At 35.4% G+C, this 25,181-nt stretch carries 21 protein-coding genes; 4 read left to right on the forward strand and 17 right to left on the reverse strand.

Annotated features, from left to right (window positions below):
• Positions 1–181: hypothetical protein (locus ACRD64_RS22035; protein WP_430936160.1), on the forward strand; the 181-nt coding region annotated here is incomplete at its 5' end.
• Between the two features lie 10 nt (positions 182–191).
• On the opposite strand, the gene ACRD64_RS22040 is transcribed toward ACRD64_RS22035, so the two are convergent.
• The 14 genes from ACRD64_RS22040 to ACRD64_RS22105 all read right to left on the reverse strand — a co-directional run bounded on the left by ACRD64_RS22040 (position 192) and on the right by ACRD64_RS22105 (position 18,068).
• Positions 192–1,472 carry an McrC family protein gene (locus tag ACRD64_RS22040; protein ID WP_430936162.1) on the reverse strand — a complete coding sequence of 427 codons (1,281 nt, stop codon included), beginning with the start codon at positions 1,470–1,472 and terminating at the stop codon, positions 192–194.
• Positions 1,473–1,475: 3 nt separating this feature from the next.
• Positions 1,476–4,739, reverse strand: a complete 3,264-nt coding sequence (locus tag ACRD64_RS22045; protein ID WP_430936164.1) for an McrB family protein — start codon at positions 4,737–4,739, stop codon at positions 1,476–1,478.
• A gap of 63 nt (positions 4,740–4,802) precedes the next feature.
• A complete protein-coding gene (locus tag ACRD64_RS22050) occupies positions 4,803–5,174 on the reverse strand; it encodes a hypothetical protein (protein WP_430936166.1) in 372 nt (123 codons plus the stop codon).
• Between the two features lie 84 nt (positions 5,175–5,258).
• On the reverse strand, positions 5,259–7,880 hold the full coding sequence (locus ACRD64_RS22055) for a DEAD/DEAH box helicase family protein (RefSeq protein ID WP_430936168.1): 2,622 nt from the start codon (positions 7,878–7,880) through the stop codon (positions 5,259–5,261).
• 10 nt (positions 7,881–7,890) lie between these two features.
• Entirely contained in the window at positions 7,891–8,769 is an 879-nt protein-coding gene (locus ACRD64_RS22060) for a hypothetical protein (RefSeq protein ID WP_430936170.1), read from the reverse strand.
• A 20-nt stretch (positions 8,770–8,789) separates the two neighbouring features.
• Complete coding sequence (locus ACRD64_RS22065; RefSeq protein WP_430936172.1) at positions 8,790–10,655, reverse strand: DNA methyltransferase; 1,866 nt, start codon at positions 10,653–10,655, stop codon at positions 8,790–8,792.
• Between the two features lie 9 nt (positions 10,656–10,664).
• Positions 10,665–10,952, reverse strand: a complete 288-nt coding sequence (locus ACRD64_RS22070) for a helix-turn-helix domain-containing protein (RefSeq protein WP_430936174.1) — start codon at positions 10,950–10,952, stop codon at positions 10,665–10,667.
• A gap of 458 nt (positions 10,953–11,410) precedes the next feature.
• A complete protein-coding gene (dnaG, locus tag ACRD64_RS22075; protein WP_430936176.1) occupies positions 11,411–14,515 on the reverse strand; it encodes a DNA primase in 3,105 nt (1,034 codons plus the stop codon).
• A complete protein-coding gene (locus ACRD64_RS22080; protein WP_430936178.1) occupies positions 14,516–14,812 on the reverse strand; it encodes a hypothetical protein in 297 nt (98 codons plus the stop codon). It abuts the gene before it with no gap.
• A gap of 64 nt (positions 14,813–14,876) precedes the next feature.
• Positions 14,877–15,188 (reverse strand): DUF4406 domain-containing protein, encoded by a 312-nt coding sequence (locus tag ACRD64_RS22085; RefSeq protein WP_430936180.1) that lies wholly within the window; start codon positions 15,186–15,188, stop codon positions 14,877–14,879.
• Positions 15,189–15,199: 11 nt separating this feature from the next.
• Positions 15,200–15,385 carry a hypothetical protein gene (locus ACRD64_RS22090; protein WP_430936182.1) on the reverse strand — a complete coding sequence of 62 codons (186 nt, stop codon included), beginning with the start codon at positions 15,383–15,385 and terminating at the stop codon, positions 15,200–15,202.
• On the reverse strand, positions 15,385–15,675 hold the full coding sequence (locus ACRD64_RS22095) for a hypothetical protein (RefSeq protein ID WP_430936184.1): 291 nt from the start codon (positions 15,673–15,675) through the stop codon (positions 15,385–15,387). The genes ACRD64_RS22090 and ACRD64_RS22095 overlap by 1 nt, the downstream gene beginning before the upstream one ends.
• Before the next feature lie 155 nt (positions 15,676–15,830).
• Positions 15,831–16,577, reverse strand: a complete 747-nt coding sequence (locus tag ACRD64_RS22100; RefSeq protein ID WP_430936186.1) for a hypothetical protein — start codon at positions 16,575–16,577, stop codon at positions 15,831–15,833.
• A 114-nt stretch (positions 16,578–16,691) separates the two neighbouring features.
• Positions 16,692–18,068, reverse strand: a complete 1,377-nt coding sequence (locus tag ACRD64_RS22105) for a tyrosine-type recombinase/integrase (RefSeq protein ID WP_430936188.1) — start codon at positions 18,066–18,068, stop codon at positions 16,692–16,694.
• A 1,061-nt stretch (positions 18,069–19,129) separates the two neighbouring features.
• Between ACRD64_RS22105 and ACRD64_RS22110 the strand changes: the two genes are divergently transcribed.
• From ACRD64_RS22110 to ACRD64_RS22120, 3 genes are all read left to right on the forward strand, one after another.
• Positions 19,130–20,095, forward strand: a complete 966-nt coding sequence (locus ACRD64_RS22110) for a ThuA domain-containing protein (protein WP_430936190.1) — start codon at positions 19,130–19,132, stop codon at positions 20,093–20,095.
• A gap of 422 nt (positions 20,096–20,517) precedes the next feature.
• On the forward strand, positions 20,518–21,387 hold the full coding sequence (locus tag ACRD64_RS22115; protein WP_430936192.1) for a 3-keto-disaccharide hydrolase: 870 nt from the start codon (positions 20,518–20,520) through the stop codon (positions 21,385–21,387).
• A gap of 458 nt (positions 21,388–21,845) precedes the next feature.
• Entirely contained in the window at positions 21,846–22,643 is a 798-nt protein-coding gene (locus ACRD64_RS22120; RefSeq protein WP_430936194.1) for a 3-keto-disaccharide hydrolase, read from the forward strand.
• A gap of 552 nt (positions 22,644–23,195) precedes the next feature.
• Here the strand turns inward: ACRD64_RS22120 and ACRD64_RS22125 are convergent.
• From ACRD64_RS22125 to ndk, 3 genes are all read right to left on the reverse strand, one after another.
• Complete coding sequence (locus ACRD64_RS22125) at positions 23,196–23,684, reverse strand: hypothetical protein (RefSeq protein ID WP_430936196.1); 489 nt, start codon at positions 23,682–23,684, stop codon at positions 23,196–23,198.
• On the reverse strand, positions 23,657–24,109 hold the full coding sequence (locus tag ACRD64_RS22130) for a hypothetical protein (RefSeq protein WP_430936198.1): 453 nt from the start codon (positions 24,107–24,109) through the stop codon (positions 23,657–23,659). The genes ACRD64_RS22125 and ACRD64_RS22130 overlap by 28 nt, the downstream gene beginning before the upstream one ends.
• A 565-nt stretch (positions 24,110–24,674) precedes the next feature.
• Entirely contained in the window at positions 24,675–25,094 is a 420-nt protein-coding gene (ndk, locus tag ACRD64_RS22135) for a nucleoside-diphosphate kinase (RefSeq protein WP_430936200.1), read from the reverse strand.
• Positions 25,095–25,181 lie beyond the last annotated feature (87 nt).

A 25,181-nucleotide genomic window follows, 5' to 3' on the forward strand; every position in this document is an offset into this window, starting at 1 on the left:
ACTAACCATTTTCGGTTACCCAAATCCAAGAGGGGTCAATATGACCGTTGGAGGGGTCAACATCACCGTTATTTCCAGAAGGCTTATTTGTGAGGTGATTTTAAAAATATTGGGCATAAATTATAAGTTTATACCCTTGAAAGCTAGAGTTGCTAAGATAGTATTTTTAAGGTTGATGTGAAATGGCCAGTTTAATTTACTGGGGGACTATGCCATTTGAATATGGTATTATGTATTTCTGCTTGCCATTTCTTAATATTATCCAAAACCCCAATAGTAACAATACTACACTCTTCTTTGCCTATCTCATTTACAGGTAGTTCTTCATGGTTATAGTATTTTCCACTTCTGATTACACTTTCTTTTCCCGGATAAATGAGTGCTACTTTTTTTGCATTATAGTATTTCATATATACAAACATCTGTCTCAAATCATCCGGAGAGGGATTATAACCATTAAGATTCTTCCATTTTGTATCTAATACAATACAGTCCTCTGTGTTTTTATTTAAAACAATATCTGGTTTTAGTTTTGAGCGATTTCCATTATCCGGCTTCCAAAAGTTCTTTGTATTCTGAGCTACAATACTAGAGCCATTAACTTTGTTTTTTCTTAGACTAAAATAAACGAACTGTTCCCATAACAGATTCATGTCAAACATAAGTGCTAGCACATTGTTACTTCCGTTGCTAATATCAGGATGGTAATTAAGTAATAATAGGCGAGCTATTTCAATGGCATTTTTGTATGGTTCAGTTTTCCTATCTAATATAATTTGATTGAATAACTGCTCCGACACTTTGATATCTCTAAATTCAGGGAAGTTAAGAAACAGAGAACCCAAACGGCTACTTAACTGGTTGTTTGTATTGATATATTTCAGGAGCTTAAGCGCTTTGTATAGGATAGAGTGTAATATGTGTTCCTTGTCGTATGTTGAATAGTTGACATAGAATCGTTCTTGATGAATCAAATTATGTGTTAAGTGCTTCGCAAAATGTATATTACCCTTTAATGAAGTAATATTTCCTTCTACCTTCCTATATTTTTTCACTAAACCTCGATGTAATAGGTATTCGAGTTCTTTGATGAATAGTTCAAAATATAAATCAAGTATGGAATTACTTTTTAAGCTTAGTTGACTACTACTTGGAGCATGAATATCAAATATACCAACGGTATGAAGCATGTCAATCAGTACATTTCTCCAACGGCTTTTAGATTCTTCAGAGTGGTTACTTGATTTGTCGGCTTTCGGCAATACCTCGATAATTGTATTACCTACTTGAATTACACCTACGAATTCGCAAAATTTCACACCATGATGTATTAAAGAATAATACGGAACTCCTTTCTCCCCGTAATATCTTTGCAAAGATTCAAGTTGAACAGGAGTAAGCTTCTTTTCTCCTTTGTCAACACGTAAGCTTTCATGTTCAAATACAACAATATGGTTGTTCTTTTTTGCCAATTTTTATTTTCTTAATAATGTATTTAGAGCTTCTTTGAATTTTACGTCATTCATCTCGATAGTATTGAGAAGGTGATATACTTCGCGTTCAACTAATGAACCACTGTCATAACCATTAAAAGAAGCAAAGAAGTTATCGTTATCTTCTTCAATCTTTTCCGTAAAAAAGCCTTCTCCTAAAACAAGTCCAATTTTTCCATAATCGCCGAAGAAGTACTCTTGTAAAAGAGGAATGATATTATTCTGAAAAGCAACCTTAAGGTCAAATAGGCTTGTTACGTTTAGGAAGTAACTGTGCCCAATCATGTGGTCTTTATCAAGAAGTTTTTCTATGCGCTTATTAATAATTTCCAGAAGTTCTTTTAAATTGATTCCGGTAAAAGTATTGTTTTGAATATCATCAAAATGTTCTATTGTCCACAATCCATCATCCAATTTGTCATCGTGAAATGGTTCTTCAAAATTCTTATTTATGCCGATTAAATCATATAGAGCATCAGCTTGTTTTCTAAACTTTTCATCCTCCCAAGCAACCTCAAATAAATCTTCCTTATTCCATAAGGACAATATCATATTTTTAGGCTCAAGGAGTTCTGAAACCGGAGGCATTTCTTTGAAACTAAATCTTCTTCTCAGAGCAGTATCCAGTGCTTCCACACTTCTGTCTGCTGTATTCATTGTTCCAATTATATAAAGGTTTGGTGGTACACCAAACCATTCTTTACTATAGGGCAGTTGTACCTGTAAGGCTTCGTCAGTTCCAAGGCGTTTATCTTTTTCAATCAAAGTAATAAGTTCTCCAAAAATCTGTGAAACGTTTCCTCTATTAATCTCATCTATAATTAAAATATGTGGAGTACCTTCTTTGCCTTTGTAGTCATCCTTTTTTAAAGCTTGAACAACCTGTTTTTTATCTTCCCACGTGTATTTGCGTTCTTCTTTCTTTGGAGCCTGAGCCTTATAGTTGTTTTTTCTAATAGCATTTAAAACTGACCAATATGCAGATGAATTACTACCTCCGATTATAGCCCTAAACTGGTCGTTAATATTATTTACATCATCTAAATCAGAAATTTCCTTTTGTAATTTAGAAGTTCTTGCTTTTGATACAGTATACGGTCTTGAACCACCATGATGCTTAATAATAACATTGCCATTGGGTGAAATACTATCTACCAAAACCTTACCTCCAGACTTGGTTTCTAATTCAACCTCTTCATTAGAGCTGAGTTTTTCTTCAACTTCTTCCACGAACTTATCAAATGCTAAAGAGAAGTCCAAAACACTTTCAGTTTCTTCAGATTCATTTTCCTTGGCCAAAGAAAATGAAGCATTAACACATAGCTTTCTAAAAATCCCTTCTTCTATTCTATAAATGACCGGGTCACCTTCTTTTTCCGGCTCAATTGGTTTAATGCCTTCAACGAAATCCTCATATGTCATGCTTTGATGAAAGGTGGTAAACACAATTTGACCTTCATCCACTTTCTGTTCAAATAGTTCTTTGATTTCTTGCCTCGATAAACCAGATAAGTTTTCTCCACAAATATCAAGTGCATGATTTATTGTATTGTAGGTCTTTCCAGTTCCCGGTGGGCCATAAAGAATCTGATTTAGAGGTATGTTTTTCATCATTGAACTATTTTTTTCTTCTATTAGATTGTTAGGGTTGGAGTTGTATCTATACCAAAGGCTAATTACTTTCTCTTTAATTCCCTTCTGCTGAACTTTACGAATACCTTGTCTTAGTTTATATTCAAACTCATCAGTAGAACTTAATTCTACGATATCCGCTGGAGCAACATTAACCCAATCTTCAAAATCAACTTCATAGCTTTCAAGAGGGTTTTGTAAATCGGCATTCTTTGTAACTTGAATAGGAGTTTCTTTAATTTGCCCTATTGCTTTGACATTGTATCCTTCAGTTATTGCAATTAAATCTCCAACCTTATATTTGAATTTATCGACTCCTAAGACAAATTTATTTTCAACTAAATAGTCATAGAATATTTTCGTTCCATTTTCTTTCCAAACACAACCTAATTTCCATACATCTCCCTTAAACTTAGGTATTAAGTGTTGATTAAAAATTCTTTGCCTGTAGTTTTTATCGAAAACTGCTTTCTGAAAGGCAACATTCTTATAAGATTCGTTTTTAGCTGAATGTCCTCTGTTAAACTCATTTTGAGTTGCTTCAGTAAGTTCATTAAAATACTTTAGTAGTGTATCACCTGTATTGTTTTTATACCAATACGCTTCAGGTTCTCCATTAAAAGGTTCTTCCTGTACTCCCGAAAAATCTAACTTCTTGGAGGAAATAAACCCAAACTTATCCTTGAATAATGATAGGCAGTACCGGGAGCCAATATGAAAGCTAAGTCTATTCTGACTAACACTAAAAATTAAGCTATCCTCTTCCGGTATTTGTAAATCATTAATTAGCTTATCAATCGAATTAAAGAATAGCTCATTTCCAGATATGCTTGATTGCTTTATGCGTTTGATAAAATCCTTTTCATCTGCATGAAGAGTGAAGTTAACTTTTGAGTTTTCCTCTTTCCACTGAGGCACAATAGCGGTTGTGGCATCTAAATAGTCATCCCATGAATCATACTTTAAATCATTTGTTTTGAAACTACTATTGGCAAGTTTGTGACCTTTTAATAATCCGCCATTAACTCCAGATTCGCTAACTCTAAAAAATATTTGATATGCTTTTTGTACATTTTCTGCTTGTTCCGGAATAACTGCTCCCCAAATGGCATCATCACCATAATTTTGAGAACCATCAAAGCCTACCGGGTGAATAACAACACCTTCAAGGTTGTTTTTGTCAATTATTTGCTGTCCGATTTCTTTGATGCATTCGGTAACGTCGGATTTTAATTGCTCCGGATAGAAAAATGTGTACAATATATTAAAGGGATTCTTCCATTGGGGAAACATACCTTTCTTGCTATCCTTGTAATTGGTCAAGCTCTCAATAAATTCAGGAGTAGCATCGTAGTACTCTGAAATATCACGATTCTCAATAGCTGTTTTTAATTCATCAATTACAGAAGCATTTACTTCCTTTTTTTGAAGTAGTAATTGCACTACTAAAAACCGAAGTAACACAACCGGACGAAATACACTATCAGGTTGTATTTGTTGCTCAATATTCTTTAATTCAGTTTCGCTTAACTTTTTAAGCTCGTCAAAAAGATTGTTTGCATCTTTTATCTTATTGAAGAAACCTGCTTTTGTAATTAATTCTTGAATCGTCATATTTTAATTAGTTCAGCCTATAGCAGTAATAGCTATGTTTATATCATTTTTTAGAAAATGATACTATGATTGTTGATTCCAAATAATTCTATAAAAATCAGATACAGATTTTTCACCCAAACCACTCAATGACAATAAGAACTTTCTATTTTCTTCACTTTCAGTTTCTAATAGTGTTCCTTGCACATTTATATCCTTCTCAGTAATAGTTTTGGCTGCACTTACCAATCTATCTGACATCATAAAGGTTAGTGAACCTCTATCATAACCTGCTTGCTTTAAACGCATTCCCACATCTTGAAAATCTGATTGCGCGATAAAATCCACATCAAATATTTTTTTCTCTTTTAACTTTGCGTAAGAATCTAAGGTTTTGGTTAATTCCCATCTATTAACAGATAAAATTAAACACACTATTTTTTCCCAATCATTCATAATAATAGATTTAGTTTAAACATAGATATTATTTGTATTCACATTAAACACTTCCATTAGAGAATTAATATTGAATAAAGCCATCTAATTCTTTAAGGAAACTCTATTTAATTCATCTTCAAATTTATTTTTGGTAAGGGCTTCATTGTAGAAAGGCATACCCCAAATAATATAATTTTTTCCTTTCCATAATTGTTCTAAAAAGTGAACTTCCTTCAGCTGCATTAAGAATTTTTCTTTCCATGCGTCTTTCTTTAAAAGGTGTTCACCTTTAGGTTCTATAAAAATTTGATAATGCATACTTTCTTCAGGCTGATGGTTCATTACAAACAAAACAAAGTCTGGTTCCGTAGGTCTACCATCATCAAAATTGTATAGTTTAAAATGCCTTTCATTTCGAACTAAGTAGATTTCCTCAAATTTGGTTTTTAATTTCTCGTATGCTTTATCTATGAATTTAATGAGTAATTTTTCTTCCGATGTACCAAAGCAATCTTCAAACGCATACCAATCCCTACTACTTAAATCGAGATGGTAATTTGTCTCTGTTGGGTTTATCATTGATTTTCCAAATTCTTTATCTGTACTATCGCTAAGTGCAAAATTTAAAACCTTATCAGTAATCTTATCTTTTATCATAAATGGCTTAAATTCTTTACTTCCCTTAAATTCAATCTTATCAGAAGCAATTACAGTTGCAATATCTTCCAGTACTTTTATAGTAGCATCAAGTTTCTCTCTTGCGGTTAATTTTTCAATTTGCTCTGGTAATCCTGATACATCCAATTTTACTTTACCCAAATAGTTCTCTGAGGTAATAAATTCTGAAATAGATGTAAGATTAGGAAGGTGTACTCTAAGATTAGAGAACTTATAAAAATCAAGTTTATTGATTGCTTTACGTACAATATGCTCTCCGAAATCAGCTAATTTGTATTCCTTTTCTTTTTTATCTACCGCAGCTGTAGAAGTTTTGCCGAAGGCAATACTTGACTTGGTGTAACCTGTTTTAAGAGAAACTTTGTGTGTTTGCTCAATAAGGGTGGATTTTAAACTGAATACATCTTCACGATTGTATTTTTCTTGCTTATTAAGGAATATGAAGCCCGCTTTATAAAAGGATGTTTCCTTGAATTGAGGTTTTAGCTTCATAGGTCTTTCAATAGACTGTTTGGCTTTAATACCGATTTCTTCTAAAGCTGTATTTAACTCCTGAATATATCTTGGATTGTAAGCACTGTGATAGTATAGTTCTTCACAAACTCTCAATTCATTGGTAACATCTTCATCAAACTTACGGCTAAAGAATTGCTGTTCTTCTGAAATTTGAAACGGACAATATCTTGCACCTCTACCAATAAGTTGAGCTTCCGCCATTGTGGTTTTACCGGGCTTTCCTTTTTTGGCATCCCTGGTATCATACAAACGAACAATATCAAAGAGGTTTAATACATCCCAACCTTCGTTTAACTTATCTACTGCAAATACAGCACGGTATTCGTTTTCTTCATCTTCTAAGGAATTGACAGCTAATTGCTTTTCCTCACTTTCATTCTTACTGTTTACAGAAATGAGTTTTTCTTCTGAGAAATCTTCTTTTAGCTCGGTAATAAGGTTTTCAAGACTAATATTATTATCCTCTAAATATTGAAACACTTTGGCTATTGCTTCATCAGGATTAGAATTTTTAATCTTTTCCAAATCAGAAACCTTTAGGTTTTTGATACCTTCTGCAAATTCATCAAAGAAGTTTTGACTATCCTTAATGGTTTTGGACTTAAAGAGAATTACAGGCTTGATAAGTTTTTTGTACTTCTCAAATACCTTACGTCTGTATTGACTTAATAAAACTCCCTGAATTGCTCTGTCGAATTGGGAAAGGTCTGCTTGCAGTACCTTGACTTCTTTAGAATAACCATCAATACGGAATTGCTTTAATGGATAATCAAAAATGAGTTTATCACTGTATTTTTCCTCAATTTGTGGGTTGGATAAATCGGCTGTTGCAGTAAACTCTAACAGTAGATTTTCCCTGTTGGCATTAAAAATACGGTTTACTGTTCCTTCCCAACTTAGTATATCTTCAACCTCATCTTTATTAAGCTCGTTTTTCTTTTTGGTTTCTGCGTTAATATGGTGGGCTTCATCTGAAATAAGAACAATCTTAGTTTCTTCAAAATCATCATAAGTAAGGCTGTTTTCTTTAGGTGTGTTTAGCCTTGAATGTAAGCCCTGAATAGTAGAGAATACAATATTTATATCTTCTTGGTTTGCCGCTTGAAAATTATCTACCTCTTTAATTTTAACCTGTTTATCGCCAATAGAAATACTATCTGCAAACAAATATTTAGATGATGTGGTATTAAAGAAGTTATCCCTTGTTTTCTCAATAATATTGGTGCTGTTTACAAAGAATAGAAAATTACGATACCCTTGCTCATACAGGTAAATGATAAGCCCCGCCATAACAAGCGTTTTACCACTACCAGTTGCCATATGATACAATAATTGTGTAGGTACTCCTTTTGGTCTATCGTGATAATCTTTCCAAAAGAAATTGAACCTACCAAAAGCTTCTTGCTGATAAGGTCTTGGACTGAAATCTGCTCTAAGATTTGAATAGACATATTCTGGAACCTGATTTTTGTAAAAATCGGGACCATTAAATTTTAAAGCTGCATCTAATATTTCGTGTAGTTTATCCATTAGCCTTAAATCAATTTTGTGATGTGAGGGTTAATAACCACTTCTTAAAAACTCCAAAGTCTTCAGTAATATTAGCGGTGGGTGGCACATCATTTTGGTAAAAAATACGGTTGTAATTAATTGAGTTTACTTCCGTATAACCAAATTTATTGCCGCTCTTTGTACTCAGCGTTAAAAGAACTATTGGCACACCATAAGCCTTTTTAAGATATACCATTGGAAGCCACGTCTTAAAATCACCACCTTTTCTTTGTGTACCTGAAAAATAATTTGCAGGGTCATATCTTTCAATAGGAAAACTCCGTGACTGACGGACTTCTATTGTTGCTATAACTGCATTATTTAAATTATTGAGGATAAAGCCATCCATATTACCACCCCACGAAAATCCATTTCTTTCGATAATATCATCAAATACAGTTAAGGCTTGTCTTGGCCTTGCTTCAACGGTTGGTTTAGTTTGACCTAATTTCTTAATAGAACGCCACCAATCAATAAAAGCAACCTCGTCTTGAAAATCAGTAACAGAATTGAAATTAATCTCATTACCATTTTTGACAACTTCGTGAAGTTTAAATAAGACTGTATCATTCGGCATATATGAAAGTAACAGTAAGCTGCTACCGAAGAAATTGGCTGATTTTATTTTATTTAACCATTCTTCATTTGTGAAGATGTTTTCGGGTATAAACTCTTCTTCGTTATCATACTCAACCGCTTCTAAACATTGAATTGGAATGTTACTATCGCTTGATTTGGTTGCCTCAATTAATTCATCATCTGTACAAGTAAAAACAAAACCTTGTATTTCAGATACAGGAAACTCTTTAATTAGCTGCTCCCAAATTGGATGAGGGTGTTTTTCAGTAGTTCTTATTCTTATTGGCATTTTTCAAATATGGATTAGGATTAAGGCTTAGCTGTAAATAAATCTTTATTGATTTTAATTATTTGATTTGACAAGCCATAGTCCAAATCATCTATTTCAGAGAGTGGCACGTATAACATATTTTTATCTAACACTTCAATTAGTGCTGATTTTTGTTTGTCTAAATCAAGTGATAGAAAATCCTCATTATCAATTGATAGTTCGGAGCTATTCAACTGATATTTAAGAAATGCTTTTTCCTTAATCGTATTCAATACCTGTTTTAACTCAGACAGATTTGTAGACTGTTCTATTAAATCAGCAAATTTCTGGTTGAACTTTAAAAGCTCACAATAAACAAATGAAGAACCACCAGACCAGTTTACATTTTCAGAAACACCTCCTTGTTCACCTTCAACCACTTTCTTCAATCGTAGTTTAGTTACACTTTCTACATAATCCATTTGCTCTATTGTTATGAAACGTCTTTTAAGTTTTAAAGCCGTTGCAGCTGTAGTTCCACTTCCAGCAAAAAAATCAAGAACATAATCTCCTTCATTTGAACCAATTTCAATTACCCGTTTCATTAACCTTTCGGGTTTTGGTGTTTTAAAAAGGTCTGTTTCCAGTAGTTTATTTAATTCTTGTTTCGCCTCTTGGTTATGACCAACTTCTGAATGAGTCCAAATAGTTAAAGGTGTTTGACCATCTTTTACGTCTGAAAGAAAGCGTTTTAAGCGAGGAACATTACTTCCTTCCGCACCAAACCAAACACGGTTATCACTAACTAATTCCTGAAATTTTGCTTTTGAAACTCTCCAACAAATTCCTTTAGGAGGATTTATTTCTTTCCCTGATGGAGTTGTTATAGTATAATCGTAATCTGCATTATATGTTTTAACGGTAAGGTCACCAGAAGTCCAAGGTCCACGAGGGTCTTCATCTGGGTTCTTATAACGAGCAATGGTTTTTTCGCTACGAGGTAAAAGGTTAGGTTTCCAAACCTCTTTATTTTTAGCATAAACAAGAATATGGTCGTGATTATCTGAAAAATATTTTGCATCATTTTGAGGTGCAAACTTCTTTTGCCAAATGACATTAGCAACAAAGTTTTCACGACCAAACATTTCATCACAAAGAACTTTAAGGTAATGAGCTTCTACATCATCTATATTTATCCATATTGAACCATCTTTAGTAAGTAGCTCTTTTGCTACTTCCAGACGGTTTTTCATAAAAGTTAGCCAACTGGAATGGTTAAATCTATCATTATATCCAAAATCATCATTCCCTGTATTATAAGGAGGGTCTATGTAAATAAGCTTAATTCTTCCTTTATGCGTTTCTTTTAAAGTGTAAAGAGTTAATAGATTATTTCCCTTTATTAAGTAATTATCATTAACGGAGGGATGTAAATCTTCTTTTTCATTGCCTGGGGTAACACGATTAAAGTTAGTTAGAACTTTTGCTGATAATATTCTATCTATTTCATCAGGAGCTAATATTTCATTCCAAAAATGTTCTTTTCGCTTTTCTTTATCAGAAACTTGATTGCCTTCCAAAACACAATCCTTATATGGCCAAGCCAATACAACATCTTTATTTTCTTTTATAAACTCATCATCATCAGTTAAACCAATACGGTTTTTAAAAGACGTATAGCTGTCAGGTAAAAAAGCTTTATTACTTACAAACTTTTGGAATTTAATTTTATCAAATACTAAGATACCCTCCACATTTTCAAAAAAATGCTTTTTGATACTTTCGTGTGAAAGGAGCATTTTAATTAATGCGGGGTCAAGTTGTAAAGCCAACTCAATAATTTTGTTTTTGAGTAGCTTACCATCTACTACAAGCCTTTCATCTTGTTGAAGTAGTCCAATTAGGTCATTTAATAAGTTTTGCATTCTAATATGCTATTTTATTTCGTTTATTATTCTTTTTAAAGCTTCCTTTAGATATGGTTGTCCATCAAAATCTATTTTAATTTTCGTACAAATGTATTTGACTTGTATATCTTGAAAATTAATATCCAACGTTTCAGCCCAAGGCTTAACCATACTAATTGTAATTGGTCTTTCTCCAAGCTCCATCTTTGATAATGTGCTTGTATCAACGTCTACTGCATGCGCAACTTTTCGTTGTGGAATACCTTTGTCTTCTCTAAGAGCCTTTAAATAAGCCCCAAATTCTACGCTCTTCATTAGAAAAATATTTTTAGACAATTTAGTCAAATATAGAAAAACAAAATGAAGAATTACGCAAGAAAAAGATTATTCTAAACAGATTTTATGAAAAAAGGGTACTTAACTTACTTAGCTTCTATTATACGTTTGAGTAACTGTAATTTGTACATATTAGAACTTTAGAATTTTGCTAAGTACCCAAGTGGTCACTAAGTAATGAATTACATATAGGATGATTGATTAAGTAACTCTAAGTAATCTCAAGTAACCAGATAGAGTTAATGAAGTTGCCATAACTCTTTAGTATTTAATAAATAATCCTATTCTAAGTATTATAAGTTACCTAAGTAACTGAATTTGTAAGAAGATTTCGTGTTTTAAGAATCTATTCCAACTGCTTTTTAATTTTACCCAATAAAAAATCGAGAGCTTCTCCAGAAGAAACCCTCGTTTTGCCAATAAGATTGAATGTAATGTTATTGCCTTTTTGCACTTTCCAGATTAAGATTAAGTTGGTCGAGATAGAATACAAAAGCGGTGGTACTGGTAAACTTCTTATTGCCATTTTCATCGTATTCCTGCATTCCGCTTTTGGCATCAATTTTCTTAAAGCTTACTTTCTTGGTATCACAAATAAAAGATGGACTGTTTTTGAGGTAATACTCAACCGTAGCTTCCGGGAGAGGTTTATCACCTTCTCTTAATGCCTGTGATTTATACAATCCAAAAACCCGGCTTACAGATAATAAAAGAATATCCTGTGGTTCGGGAAGTACAATTTCGCTTTTTTGCCATTCGCCATTTTGCTTAAATGTTCGGTTAATCCTGTCCATATACATTACCTTGTAATCACCACCTTCAAATAGCATATTGGAGCTGATAAGGTATTGCACGGTTTTCCAGAACACACCCAAATCATCGTTACGAGCTGTTTCTTTGTTCTGGGTTGTCATCATCTTTACAAACAAACGAATGATTTCATCGTAATTAAACGGCAACTCTACAATTTTTGCAACAGTAGCATAGGCCGATGCAATGGTGAGCCAGTTATTGAAAATCCGGGTTTCAATTGAGGTATCAGCTAATAATTCCCGGAACTTCTCACTAATGGCACTTACCGTTTGGTTGTAATGCTTGGAAAATGCTTCACGGTGCTTGAGTAATTGATGAGTGATTTGTGTCAATCCCTGTTTGTTTATCTTCTCCAGTTCGTGAAAGGCTTGTTCTTCTTCTTGTGAGAATACTGTTTTTGAAAAACCCAATGCCACAAAGCGACTGAACAAAGCAATATCAGCTGTGGCGATTTGCTGACCGCAGACAATAATACCCTGATTTACTTTTGAGGTTTCTTTCTTCTTATCCTTGTCCATGTTCATCCGGGTACGTCCGGTTTTATCCCAGAATCCTTTAAGTAGTTCACGTTTCTCCATTTCAAGGTCGTTCCGGTATTCATCCAGAACACATACAGCATTGGCGCTTGTAGCCACATGGTCGGCAATGGATGGTTTACTGGAGTTATGCAGGTTAGGTACTTTGCCTTTTTTACCAAACATGTACAAGATGCTTTCGGCACAGGTGTTTTTTCCAGAACCTTTCTGGCCATACATGTTCAGGATGGGAAATTTATCGAAGCGTTTAGCAACCACATCCATAAACAGACAAGCAAAGTAAAAAGCCAAGGTTACTATGCCATTGTCACCGAATACAGCCGTGTATTTTTGAGCGTATTCATAAAGCGTGACATTACCTTCGTTATGAATGAAATGGCGTTCAAACTCAAACAAGGTATCGTCATCGGAATAAATTTCAGAACAGGCAGGAATGTAGTAGTAGCGGTCTGTATGTTTTACAATGCCGTAGCGGTCTGCTTTTATAAATTCATCGCCATTGAAAATGCCATTTCCCCAACAAAAGAAACCTTCACGCTGCCAACCTAGTTGAGTAATCTCTTTACAGCTCTTTGTCTTTTCGTAAAGCCATGCTTTGAGCTTGTTGAGTTCGCTCTCACCACCAGTCCAAAGAAAGTTGCCTAAAGATTCAATTTGCAGTTTAAAGTTGGTAATACTGACCAAATCCCTTTGCGGTAGTTCAACAATCTTAGTCAGGTTGTGCCTGTTCTTAATCTCATATAATCGCTTGGCATTAATGGTACTCTCAATATGAAACAGGGGAGACATCACAAAATTAGAATGCGTTACAAAATCATCGCCTTTTTTATTTCGGAACACGTAACAATTATCTTCCACATAAAAACCCCAACGATTGAAATCATTTAAACTAACGTGCTTCGGAATGGTATAACGTTGATTATTTTGAGGTTCGTCCTTAGTGAGTTCTTTTAGAGCATCCTGCCACGCTTTCTTTGGCTTAATGTGTTCGGTACAAAACTCAATATAAACCTCCTGTTTGCTTTTGTCGTAATTGGCAATCAACTTCGAAATACGTTTAATAGCTTCCGATTTAAACACAGGGTCGGAGGTGGACTTTTTAGCATATTGAGCCGTTTTAAAAATGATATAATCAGTTTGCTTCTCGTTGTACTGAAGAAATATCTCTTTTGAAGTAAACAGGCTGTCCGGGTCTTGCTTCTCCGGCAGTATTATAACCGATACATGAAACTGATTTTTAATCAGTATTTCAGCATTCCGGTCGGTAGCTCTTAGTCCGGCACTATCACCATCGTAAATTAGTGTTACTTTATTGGTGTACCGCCTTAATAGTTTTGCTTGTGCTGTAGTTAGAGCCGTTCCGCATGTGGCTATTGTGTTGGTAATACCAACGGAATGCATTCGTAATACATCAGGATAACCCTCGACTATATATGCCCGGCCTTCTGATTTAATGGTAAATCTTGCAGCATTTAAAGCATACAATTCATTTCCTTTTACATAGATACTGCTCTCTGGAGTATTCAGATATTTTACTTTGGAGTTTTCACTCAAATCACGCCCGGCAAAAGCGATGGTTTGACCTCTGGAATTGGAGATTGGAAATATCAACCTATTGCGAAAGAAGTCATAAACACCTTTGTCGTTACTTTTTAAAACTCCAATCTCTTCCAGTATTTCTGTTTTTACTCCATTCTTTCGGACATAAGCCAGTAGTGCATTACCATTTGGAGCATAACCCATACTTAGACTTTCATTGTCCGGAGTTACCAGTTTACGTTGTTCAATGTACTTTTTTGCTTCCGGGTTGGATAAGTTTTCAGTAAAGTAACGCTCGACTATATTGCAGGCTACCTGCATGCTTTCAATATGCCTGTATTTAGCTTGGTCAAAATTGGAGCTTTTCTTCCATTCAAAATCCAAGTTCAGTTTCTTAGCACCAATTTCAACGGCTTCCTTAAAGTCAACACCTTCATGTTCTTTAATAAACTCAATTGCATCACCGCCTTTATCACACCCAAAACACTTGAAAATACCTTTTGCCGGATTCACACTGAAAGATGGTGTCTTTTCATTATGAAAGGGACAACAAGCAGAAAAACTGGTTCCGGATTTTTTGAGTTCAATAAAATTGGAGATAACGCCATGAATATCACCGTTTATTTGTTCTATTATATAATTTGCATCCATCATCTACCAGTCTTTACCTGTGAACATTTCCCTATTTGTACCATCTAAGCACATAAAGAACTCATAGATATTACCTCGGTAACTGTAAAACTTATCCAATAGGTGATAGCCCATAGATGAACCCCATATTTTGAGAAATAATTCTGTTAGTTCTTGGTGTGAGGCATCAATCATTTCTTGCACCTTTTGTCCATCAAAAGGAACAGAATTGAAACCATGTTTTTCGTAAAAGCTTCTTACCCTGTTATCGAAGTAAAAAAGTTTGGAGACTGTATTAGAAGGTAATGATATTACTGACATATAAATCGTTTTTAAAAGTATAGAAAAGGTGGAGCTGCCCTTGTTCAACTCCACCGTAACCTATCTAGCTTTCAAGGGTGGTTATTAATTTTCTTATATCTTCAGGAGAAAAGCAGAGCGGTATTTTATCATCCATCGCTGCTGTAAGCTCAATTCGAGCAATTGTACTTTCTTTCCATTTAGGTAGCATGTAAATAGTGCTGCTACTGTGAAGAAAGCTAAAACGCAAACTTAGGTTTTCAGCCCAACTAAGTTTGTCAAGTTCTTTTGCTTCTGGAGTTATAATTGTGCAGCCTAAATCAAACAAGTTGGCTTTTAATCTATCTAACTCTTGCTTGTTGGTTTCGTAATTGATTCCGGAGAGGTAAACTACCATAACTATAAGATTTAATTGGGACGACCTAGTTTTTCATAAATGATACTCACTTGCTTCGGGGTGTATGTTTTTCCTCGATATTCTCCCAGTTTTTCATGCAATGGTTCAAGCCAACTGTTAAACGTTTTGTAACTCACGTTATACGCTTTAGCCAAATCAATTTTACTTTGAGCTATTATTTTTTCTTTCTTCTCCATTATCTGATATTTAACTGATTGTCTTCTGCTTCCTTATTAAGGCGCTCTATTTCGCTGGCTGCAATATGCCATGCACCTCCTTTATGCGCCTGATGCGCTTTTAACAGGTTGTTTTTGCAATAATGAATGACAGTAGTATATGGCATACCTGTTTTCTTACTAAACTGAGTAGGACTGAAAAATTCAGGTTTTTCCTTTTCCAGTAACCTACGTAGTTCGCTAATAATTTTATCTGAATAATGTTTCAAATCAGCGATAGTTACCAGATTGTTTAAATCATCTTTCGTCATAAAAATGTATGTTTTATCAATTCGTGAACTTGTAGGCGAACATACATTTGCTTCAAATGTCAAAAAAGGGACAGAGGGGGATATCCCCCTCTGTCCCCTTGAGCTAACATTCAGTTATTCAGTAAATAATGATTTTCATTTTTTTGAAAAAAAATTTACGAATGCTCTGACATACAAGTAGCAGATAACTCTGTTAGGAGCTTTCCTACATTCTTTTTTACATTATCATTTACCTCTGTGAACTGTTTTCGTATCTGACTTGCTTTTGGGGCATCCGCTTTCTTTGTTGAGAAATGGTCTGCCAATATATTTGAGAAAAGCGTTCGGTTAAAATTCTCGTCTTGTGCAATTTTTTTCATGATAAGAATTGACAGAAATGCTAATTCCGGACTTGAAAGATTTGTTTTAAGGCGCTCAAATGAAGCTTGCTCTATTGTTTTAAGTTCGATACCGTCATTTAAAGCAATTGACTTTATCATTTCCATCGCTTCCTCAATCTTGTTGTTGTGCAATAAACATACAAGGTGTAGTTTCTGATATGCACTTCTTACTTTTGTGAGGTATCGTTTCTTTAGAAACCGAGGGTATATGTATCGGAAACAGAACTTCCGTTTATAAATACAATCATAGCTTTCCTGAAGTGTTCTGTTTACCTGACCATTCAATGATTCTTTTGTATGAATAAATTCATCATGTAGGTTTTTTAGAACCGTTTTTCTCGACTGTCTGGTATTTACCAGAAAAGGTAAATTGATTATTTCTTTACGAAACTCACGAAAATATTTGTCTAACTTATCATTATACGCTGCTTCTGATGTAAACTCCTCTAGTACACCAAGGCATTTTCTTCTGTAATTAACTTTTATCCTTCCTATTTTTTCAATGAAATCATATGCAACCATTAAGCTTTCCTATTAAAAATTTGTTATTCGATTAGTTAAAAACCTGCAAAGAAATTTCAATTGCGATTTCATATTATCAGAATTAGGTCGCATATGATTTCAATTGATAAGTTTTTACTTGGCTATTTTATATGAGAACTGCTGAGAGCAGTATGGACACTCCAGATTCAATTTATTAAGCCTTATTACACCTTTCTCGAATGTGAGAACCGGATTGTCGCAGTCCGGACAAACAGCCTGATTGTAGTTGTCGTCATTATCATCAAGCTTGTTAAGTTTATTCCACTTCGACATTTCTTCAATTCGTTTATCGTCAATAACCTTGGCATAAATTTGAGTGGTTTTCAAATCGCTATGCCCCATAATATCAGATACGGTTTCAATGGACATTCCCAGAGTTAATGCACTCACAGCAAAAGTGTGACGGGTGGAGTGGAAGGTGAGGTATTTATTAATACCAACTTCCTTCATTATGTGCCTTAACATGGGATTGATGTCGGTACTGTTCCTGACAAAGCCCTGATAAATCTTATCGGTAGGTTTCTTATTGCCATCTACGTCCAATATAGATTCAAGTCGTTTGGTAATAGGAATTCGAAGCATTTTCTCCTTGTTCTTCCGGCTTTTAGCCATAGGCATGATAATCATATCATTCTCGATATGTTTATATCGTAATAGCTTTAAGTCAGAAAGTCGCAATCCTGAATAGCAGCTAATAAGTATGTGCTGTAGAGTTTCCTGATATTTTAATCCGGTTAGGTAAGTCTTACCACGGTCATCATGACTGGTTACATCCAAGAAATGTTTGTTATTATAATACTTGTGGAGCTTGTCCAGTTCATCAAGAGTAAGGTGTTCCTTTTTGCCATCCTCCTTTTCAAATGAGAAATTGTGGAAGGGATTCGTTTTGATGATGGACTTTTTGTGAGCTACGGTGATGTATTTCCTAATCATGGAGAAATCACCATAAATGGTGTTTAATTTATTCCCTAATACTTCAATTAGTAAATTCCGATAGCTCTCTAACCAATCTTCATCAATTTCATATAAAGTTACATTCGGATGATGTCTTTCTAACTTATCAAGTGCCCACACAAGACCTTTATACGTATTCGCTTTTAATACATTCCTTTCGTTTTCTAGACGTGCCCTTGCAAATTCAATAAAGCTGCCATTAACTTCTTTATTCTCATAAATGTTTAAAATGTTGGTGAAGGTAACAGGTTGCTTTCTTCTTTCTAATTCAATAATGATTTGTTCAACTTCACTTTCTTTTTCCTTTAGATAGAGGTTGTTCTTCTTTGCATCCGGAACCTCTTTAACTTCTTTAATCCTTTTCGTACTTGGATTGTAATAATCAGGATTGATATAAAGATTCAAAGGAATCTTTTTTACCTTTCGGTTTAAAGTTACCCTGATGTAAAAACGAGACGTACCATCTTTTTTTGTGTACGAGCTGTCTAAATAAATACTCACTGTAGCATTCGCCATAATTACTAAAATTTGTGCTTTCGCAGTCGAGTGAATTATTCGGAAACAATTCGGAAACAAATATTGTATTTCTCGTAATTCTACTTTCTCCCAAATAATAGTAAAGGATAGTAAAGGCGCGTAAAGACTAGTAAAAGAAGTGGATACAAAAAAGACCGTTCTTGTTATCTACGGTCTTAAATGCTTTCTACTAGTTTGAGGGGCCTGTGGAAGCAATTCCGTGCAAGTTCGAGTCTTGTTCTGGGCACACCACTACATGACAAATGAAGTTGAAAGCACTTAAAATATTGATTTTAGGTGCTTTTTTATTTTCTGCAAAATCCATAAAAAGTAACCATAGGAGGGCATTGTAACCAATAGGTCACCTGAAATTTTTTGGTTCGGTAACGTGCAGATATATAGCATGTTGTTTGACTTGTTTTAATGTTGTTTGTGTTAGGTTTTTAGATACAAAAAGCTTAGTTCAACAGTATATAGGTGACCGCTAAAATAATAATCGATGGTCGTGAATTCGATTTATTTGACAAATCATTCTCAACTACCAACCCTACAAAGTACATACGAGTTAACAGAAGAATCAACATCATTTGCTATGAAAGAAAACAATTAGAATTGTTACAATTATAATTAGCAACATTGATTGAGCCTCCAGGATCTACCCATTATCTATTGGAGAAAAACCAACCGTTTTCGAATCTCGGGCTGAAATACTATTTTCTCCCCTGTATTATATGCAATATATATATAAATCTTATTAATATTCTTACCACCTTTAAGCAATGTAAACCGGCATGGCCTCCAGACAGCTGCAGACAGGAAGCCAATAATTAGGCCAAAAATAAGGATCAAATGTCCCGAACTAGTTTCGGTAGACTGGTTTATAACAGGATTAGAAATTTCAATATGCGCTGGTGATCTGTAGCTTATACCATTTTGACTATGGAATGATCACTTGGTATTGTGCAGATGATTAATGATAGCGTTTAATACGAAGTAAATTTAACGCTAATATCATTAACATATCGGTATTACTATTTTTAAACATAGGAAAACTAGAATTTATGAGGAAAAAAAAACTGACATTTATTATCTGTTTGATGATGGTTATTGCATCTGTTCATGCAAAGATAAAGGTCCTTATTGTTGATGGACAAAATAACCATGCGGTATGGCCCAAGTCAACCATTATGATGAAGCAATACCTGGAAGAAACAGGATTGTTTAAAGTTGATGTTTACCGAACTCAATATACCTGGAAAGGGCAAAGGGAAAAAGAATTCTTGCCCTTGGCCAAAGTTGGTGAAACGCACGATTTAAAAGAACCCAAACACGATCCTGAGTTTGCGCCCAAGTTTAAGAAGTACGATGTGGTAGTTTCTAATTTCGGATGGAAAGCAGCGAATTGGTCGGAAAGTACCCAAAAAGCGTTGGAAGACTATATGGAAAATGGAGGCGGATTTGTTTCGGTTCATGCGGCTGATAATGCGTGGCCCGATTGGAAAGCGTTTAATCAAATGATTGGCCTTGGAGGCTGGGGCAACAGAAGCGCAAAAGACGGCCCCTACGTGTACTATACCAATGAGGGCGAGTTAAAGAGGGATCATTCCGAGGGCAAATGCGGTGCGCATGGACCGCAACACCTTGTGCCAATCACGGTTCGGGTAGCGGATCATCCTATTACCCAAGGAATGCCGAATGTTTGGTTAACGGCTAAAGATGAGTGTTATGCCAAGCTAAGGGGACCTGCCGTAAATATGACTGTTTTGGCTACTGGTAAAGATGCTTCGGGTAAGGCTCCAACGGATAGGCATGAACCTATTCTTATGGTGGTGGATTATGGCAAAGGACGAATTTTCCATACCACCCTGGGGCATGATGATTATTCGTGCGAAGGGGTTGGGTTTATTGTTTCCTTAACCCGTGGAGTGGAATGGGCTGCTACAGGAAAAGTAACGCAAGCTATTCCGGAAGATTTTCCGACAAAAGAGAACAGTACCAGCAGAAAATTCGTTTTAAACAGTAAGTAGCTGTCTCGAGAGTATTTTGTTGAACTGTCTTATTGCGCATTGAATGCTATTCGTTTTTTTACCGCTCCCAGTGCAACTGACAGACGGCAAATCTCTCCGGCACCTGCCGGAAGGCTAAAGTTCCCTTAAAAGGAGGTAGGCGCACGCCTAAAGGAGCGCTACTTACAAATTGAAAGTTCCCATAAATAAACACAAACTTTAGAAACAATGCCATTTGCGAAAGCATGCTCGACAAGACTTCACCGTTGGAAAACTGATTATTAAACAAATCGAAATAACTGCGTAATTCTATTTTTTTTTGTGCGCTACTTTTGCTAATTAAACTAAATAATTTGCTTTTGAGATTTTGAACACCGATCTTACAGAGCTACAAATATTATTGAATAATTATAATTAATCGACGTTAATTAAAACTGATATACATGAAAACAAAAATCTTGCTTCTGGCTTTAACCGTACTTATGTCGGGCAATTTGGTTGCTCAGAAAACAGTCAAAGTAAAATACCCTGCTAAAAAAGTGAAGTCCAAAGACTGGAAAGTTCTTTTGGACAACGATCTCACGGCTTGGGAAGTATGGACCGGGGTTCCTCACAAATCGATAAAAAACCTGCCCGAAGGATATCAAAAAGAAGCCAATGGGGAAAACAAGAAACCGGTTGGATTAGGTGATCCGTTTGACTTGTTTACGGTCAGTACCGATGAGGATGGAGAACCGGTGTTAAATATATCGGGGCTGGCTTATGGGGGGCTTACTTCAATAGAATCCTACTCTAACTATCACCTCACTTTGCTTTTTAAGTGGGGAGAAAAGAAATATGAACCACGTTTGAATAAACCAAGGGATTGCGGATTGTTGTACCATTGCCATGGAGAACATGGTGCATTTTGGGATGTGTGGAAATCCTGTCTGGAATCTCAAATTCAGGAGCGTGACTTTGGTGATTTGTTTACTTTGGCCGGCACCAGTGCCAAAGTCAGGGCGAATGATGAAAAACGCTGGGATCCCACTTCTGATAATTTTGTAAAAAGTGCAAAAAGATCTTTTGATGCGGAAAGCCCGCATGGTGAATGGACAAGGGTTGATCTTTATGTGATAGGGGACAAGGCCGTACATGTAACCAATGGTGTGGTTGTGCTGGCTTTAACCGATGCCAAAAGTAAAAACGGGAATCCTTTAACAAAAGGTCAAATTCAGATTCAATCGGAAGGTGCCGAATGCTATGCCAAGGATATCTGTATTCGTCCTATAAATAAATTCCCCAAAAAGGTTTTGAAAGCTGCTGGTTGGTAGTTAACTATGCGGACACAACTTGTTTCTATTTTGTAGGGAATGATAAATAACCACGAAGTGCTTAAATATGAAAAGAGGTGTCCGAATTTAAGTTTGTGAAAATTGTAAACTTACGAATTATAATTACAGAACGAATGGCTCTTCCCCTTAGCTCCGAAGCTGGGGGAAGTACCGTATCAAAGATGTGGGGATGGGGGTTACAGAGTCTCTCTGCTTTTAATCTGTTAGTGCCAGGGTTAATTAAAAACATTATTGGGCACCCCCATACTGACGAAATACACCAAAGCATTCACACAAATTTAGAAATACAAATAAACTTTGTGTCGGAAACACTAAAAGTGGATATCTAAGGCTTCTTTATTCTTGATGTTTACGATAAATTGAAGGACGAACATATAACTACCGGTACCACGACTAATCCTATACAAAAATTTTATTAGCAAAATCCAATCTTCAAAATGAAAAAACAAAACTTCAATTTGCTAGCACTTGTAACCCTTATCCTGTTGAATTCCTGTGCGCCTGACCATGAGACCAACTTTGTAAAACTATTCAACAGGGTAAACTTGGATGGTTTTTATCTTAAACTTCGCAAAGATGATGCAGAACTGGCTAGCAAAGTATTTGTTGTAGAGGACAGTATGATTCATGTTTTTAACGATCATTTTCCCGATAGCATTGATTTGGCTGCGAGAACAAATGCGACACATGGATTATTCTATACCGATCAAACATACAGCAAGTTTATATTGAAATTCGAATACAAGTGGGGAAGTAAGATCGCCAATAACTTTGATCAGTACCAATACGATGCCGGATGTTATTATCATGTAGTGGATGACAAAATATGGCCTGTGGGTATTGAATACCAGATTCGTTACAACCATATTAAACACATGAACCATACAGGTGATTTCTGGGCTACACAGCCATTGATGTGGTTTGGGGCAAAGGATAGCTCACGGTTTTTGAATCCCAAAGATGGCGGGATTAGCATCCCAAAGATAAATGAGGTGTTGGCCTCTAAACCCAAACAATACAATGCGTTAAACAATCGATGGAATAAGTGTGAGGTTATCGTGATGGAAGACAGATACGCGATTCACAAACTCAATGGCGAAATTGTTAATATGGCCACAAACCTTCAGCTTAAGGAAGGTAAAATAGGGTTCCAATCCGAAACAGCAGAAATTTTTTATCGTAACATCGAAATCAGGGTATTTGATAAAGTGGTACCCATGATGAAGTTTTTATAGTAAATTTTGCGATAATAATCTCAGGCATATACATGGTCCAGAAAATCATTCTAAAAAGACTGAGGAAATTGGAATGAACAGAGTACAGACCATCATATTATTCGGACGAAAGAAATTAATACTTAGATTTTCTACGAATGTCATTTTGACTAAGTAATCAGCACTTGGTATTATGCCGATAACCTGTCCTGAATATGTTTCGGGAATTAATGATAGCGTTAAATACGAAGTAAATATAACGCTCATATCAATAGCATATCGGTAAAAAAACGACAAACTGTGCTAATCTGTTACACCATCGTACAAGTAAATCGAATACTGTAAAGCAGTAAACAATAAAAATCGAATAATCGTTTGCTTTCAAAAGCAGTACTTAGAATACGAAATAATATAACTTGAAATACCTTTTTTATAACGGGCTGAACGCCAAAGTAAGGGTTCCATTTACCAACCTGTTCTCATTGTCAACCCCACTGATGTTAACACGCTCCATTACGATAATACCCGAAAAATTAAACCTGAAATTCAGGATGGATCCTTTGTTGATCAGTTCTATTCTGTCTTTTTCAATACGGACGTTTTTTGCGGGTTAAAGCTCTCTTCAACATCAAACTTGATCTTGTAATATCCGGGTACCTTGCCAAAAATGGATGCATATGGGCTGTTAGTGGACAGCTCCAGAAAGTGCCTGGCCGCTAACTTACTGTCGTTTACAATGCGCTTGTCTCTGATTTCCATAGCAATATATGGTGGGATTTCCGGTGTGCTGGCCATTTTATCCATTTTTTCCTTGGTGTCGCATCGCTCCAATATGGCTCTTCCGGCTACCGTATTGGTGTAAATGTCGAATGTGCAATAGGTTCCTACCAAATAATTAAGACTGGCAGGAGATTTGTGCCCGATATAATAAATCTCACTGGCTCCTTCAATATATCTGCCACCCGAAAGGGTTTTGGTTTTTATGGAAATGGTATCTCCTTGCCGTATCCCAGATCCGTTGCTGTAATGTTCTCTTATGGTACCATCGGGCAGAGGATACATAAAAATAAGTTGTATTTCCAGTTGTTCGAGATAATGGTTTTTCCTTTGATTATTCTCTCATCTTCACCAAAATAATAGATGATGTAGTAATAGGTGAGGTTGGCTTTATCACCGCTAATTAGCGAAAGCTGCTTCTTGTTTTCTTCATCCGTTAGTTTGTATTTGTCCAGATATTTTTGAAAATCGTCAAAACCAATATATAGCAGAATGATGGATTTGTAGTAGTCGTTTAGTTTGATGGCGGTTCTTCCCTTTTCAAACTCCCTGTATTTGTCGTACATATATTTGCCGTTAATAACCTCCGAACCTATTTCTTCAAAGTCAGTTTTCAAACTGGGTTTACTTTCGTCAAATGAACCATACCCATACAGCTGAAAGGCTTTTGGTAACTTATTTATAAGATGCTTTTTCTGAAAAGTATCCAAAACCAAATCAATTAGTAGCTTGAAATACTCGGGTGTAAGTGTGAGCGTGCGACTTCCATATCTTGAAAAAATTAAGCAGCTTTTTGCATCAGCATTATAAAAAGATGAAGCAAAACTTTCTGCTCCACTACTTCTATGGCGAAAATGAGAATGCTATACGTACACAAGTATGGTGTACCCTCATAGGGCAGCTTTTGATGACTGTTGAAAAAAAGAGGCACAAACCAATAAAGCTTTTTCTGTGGTCGCATCACTTGTGAGAATATACCAGGTAGGCATGCTTGAATGAACAGAGCCTTTAGGTAATACCAGCAGATGTTTTAAAAAGCAAGTTGGAGGTTCTCCACGGCCAATATAGTTAAATTGGTATGGGTCTGATTTAAAAATGAAAATTGAACGCCCAATTAATGGGCGTTACAGAAGATAGTTCTATGAATCTTGACTTTAAAATAGTGATGTTTCTAACATAATGCACAGTAGTCGCCTCTCTAATCTCTTAGCTCCATTCCCTTTGTCTTTGGGCAACTGATAAATGCGAACTGCTGACTGTTGACTGCCAACAGAATCAGAGCCTTTCTCGTTTACTAAAGAAAAAGTTACATTCCTTATCTGCGCTTTCATCGCTATCCGAACCGTGAATGGCGTTATGGGTTTTGTCTGTGGCAAACATTTTCCTGATTGTTCCTTCCTTTGCTTCATTAGGATCAGTAGCGCCAATCAAAAAACGAAAGTCGGCAACCGCATTTTCTTTTTCCAAAATAGCGGCAGTAATGGGGCCTGAAGACATAAAATCAGTTAAATCATCAAAAAATGGTTTTCCTTTATGCTCTTCGTAAAATGTTTCCGCATCGTGCTTGTCAAGTTTTAAAGTTTTAATAGCAGCAAATCGGTAACCGGATTCTTCAATTTTATGTAGGATGGCGCCCAGTTTTCCATTTTTTACCGCAAAAGGTTTGATTATCGTTAGTGTTTTGTTCCCTGCCATAGTTTATTTGTTTTATGTAATAGCTTTGATATTAACATCCCAACCGAAAGGTTGTTTAAAATTTTTCTTCTTCTCTAATGATAGTAA

Source organism: Saccharicrinis sp. 156, from assembly GCF_050589685.1.
In the GTDB taxonomy this organism is placed as follows: domain Bacteria; phylum Bacteroidota; class Bacteroidia; order Bacteroidales; family Marinilabiliaceae; genus Saccharicrinis.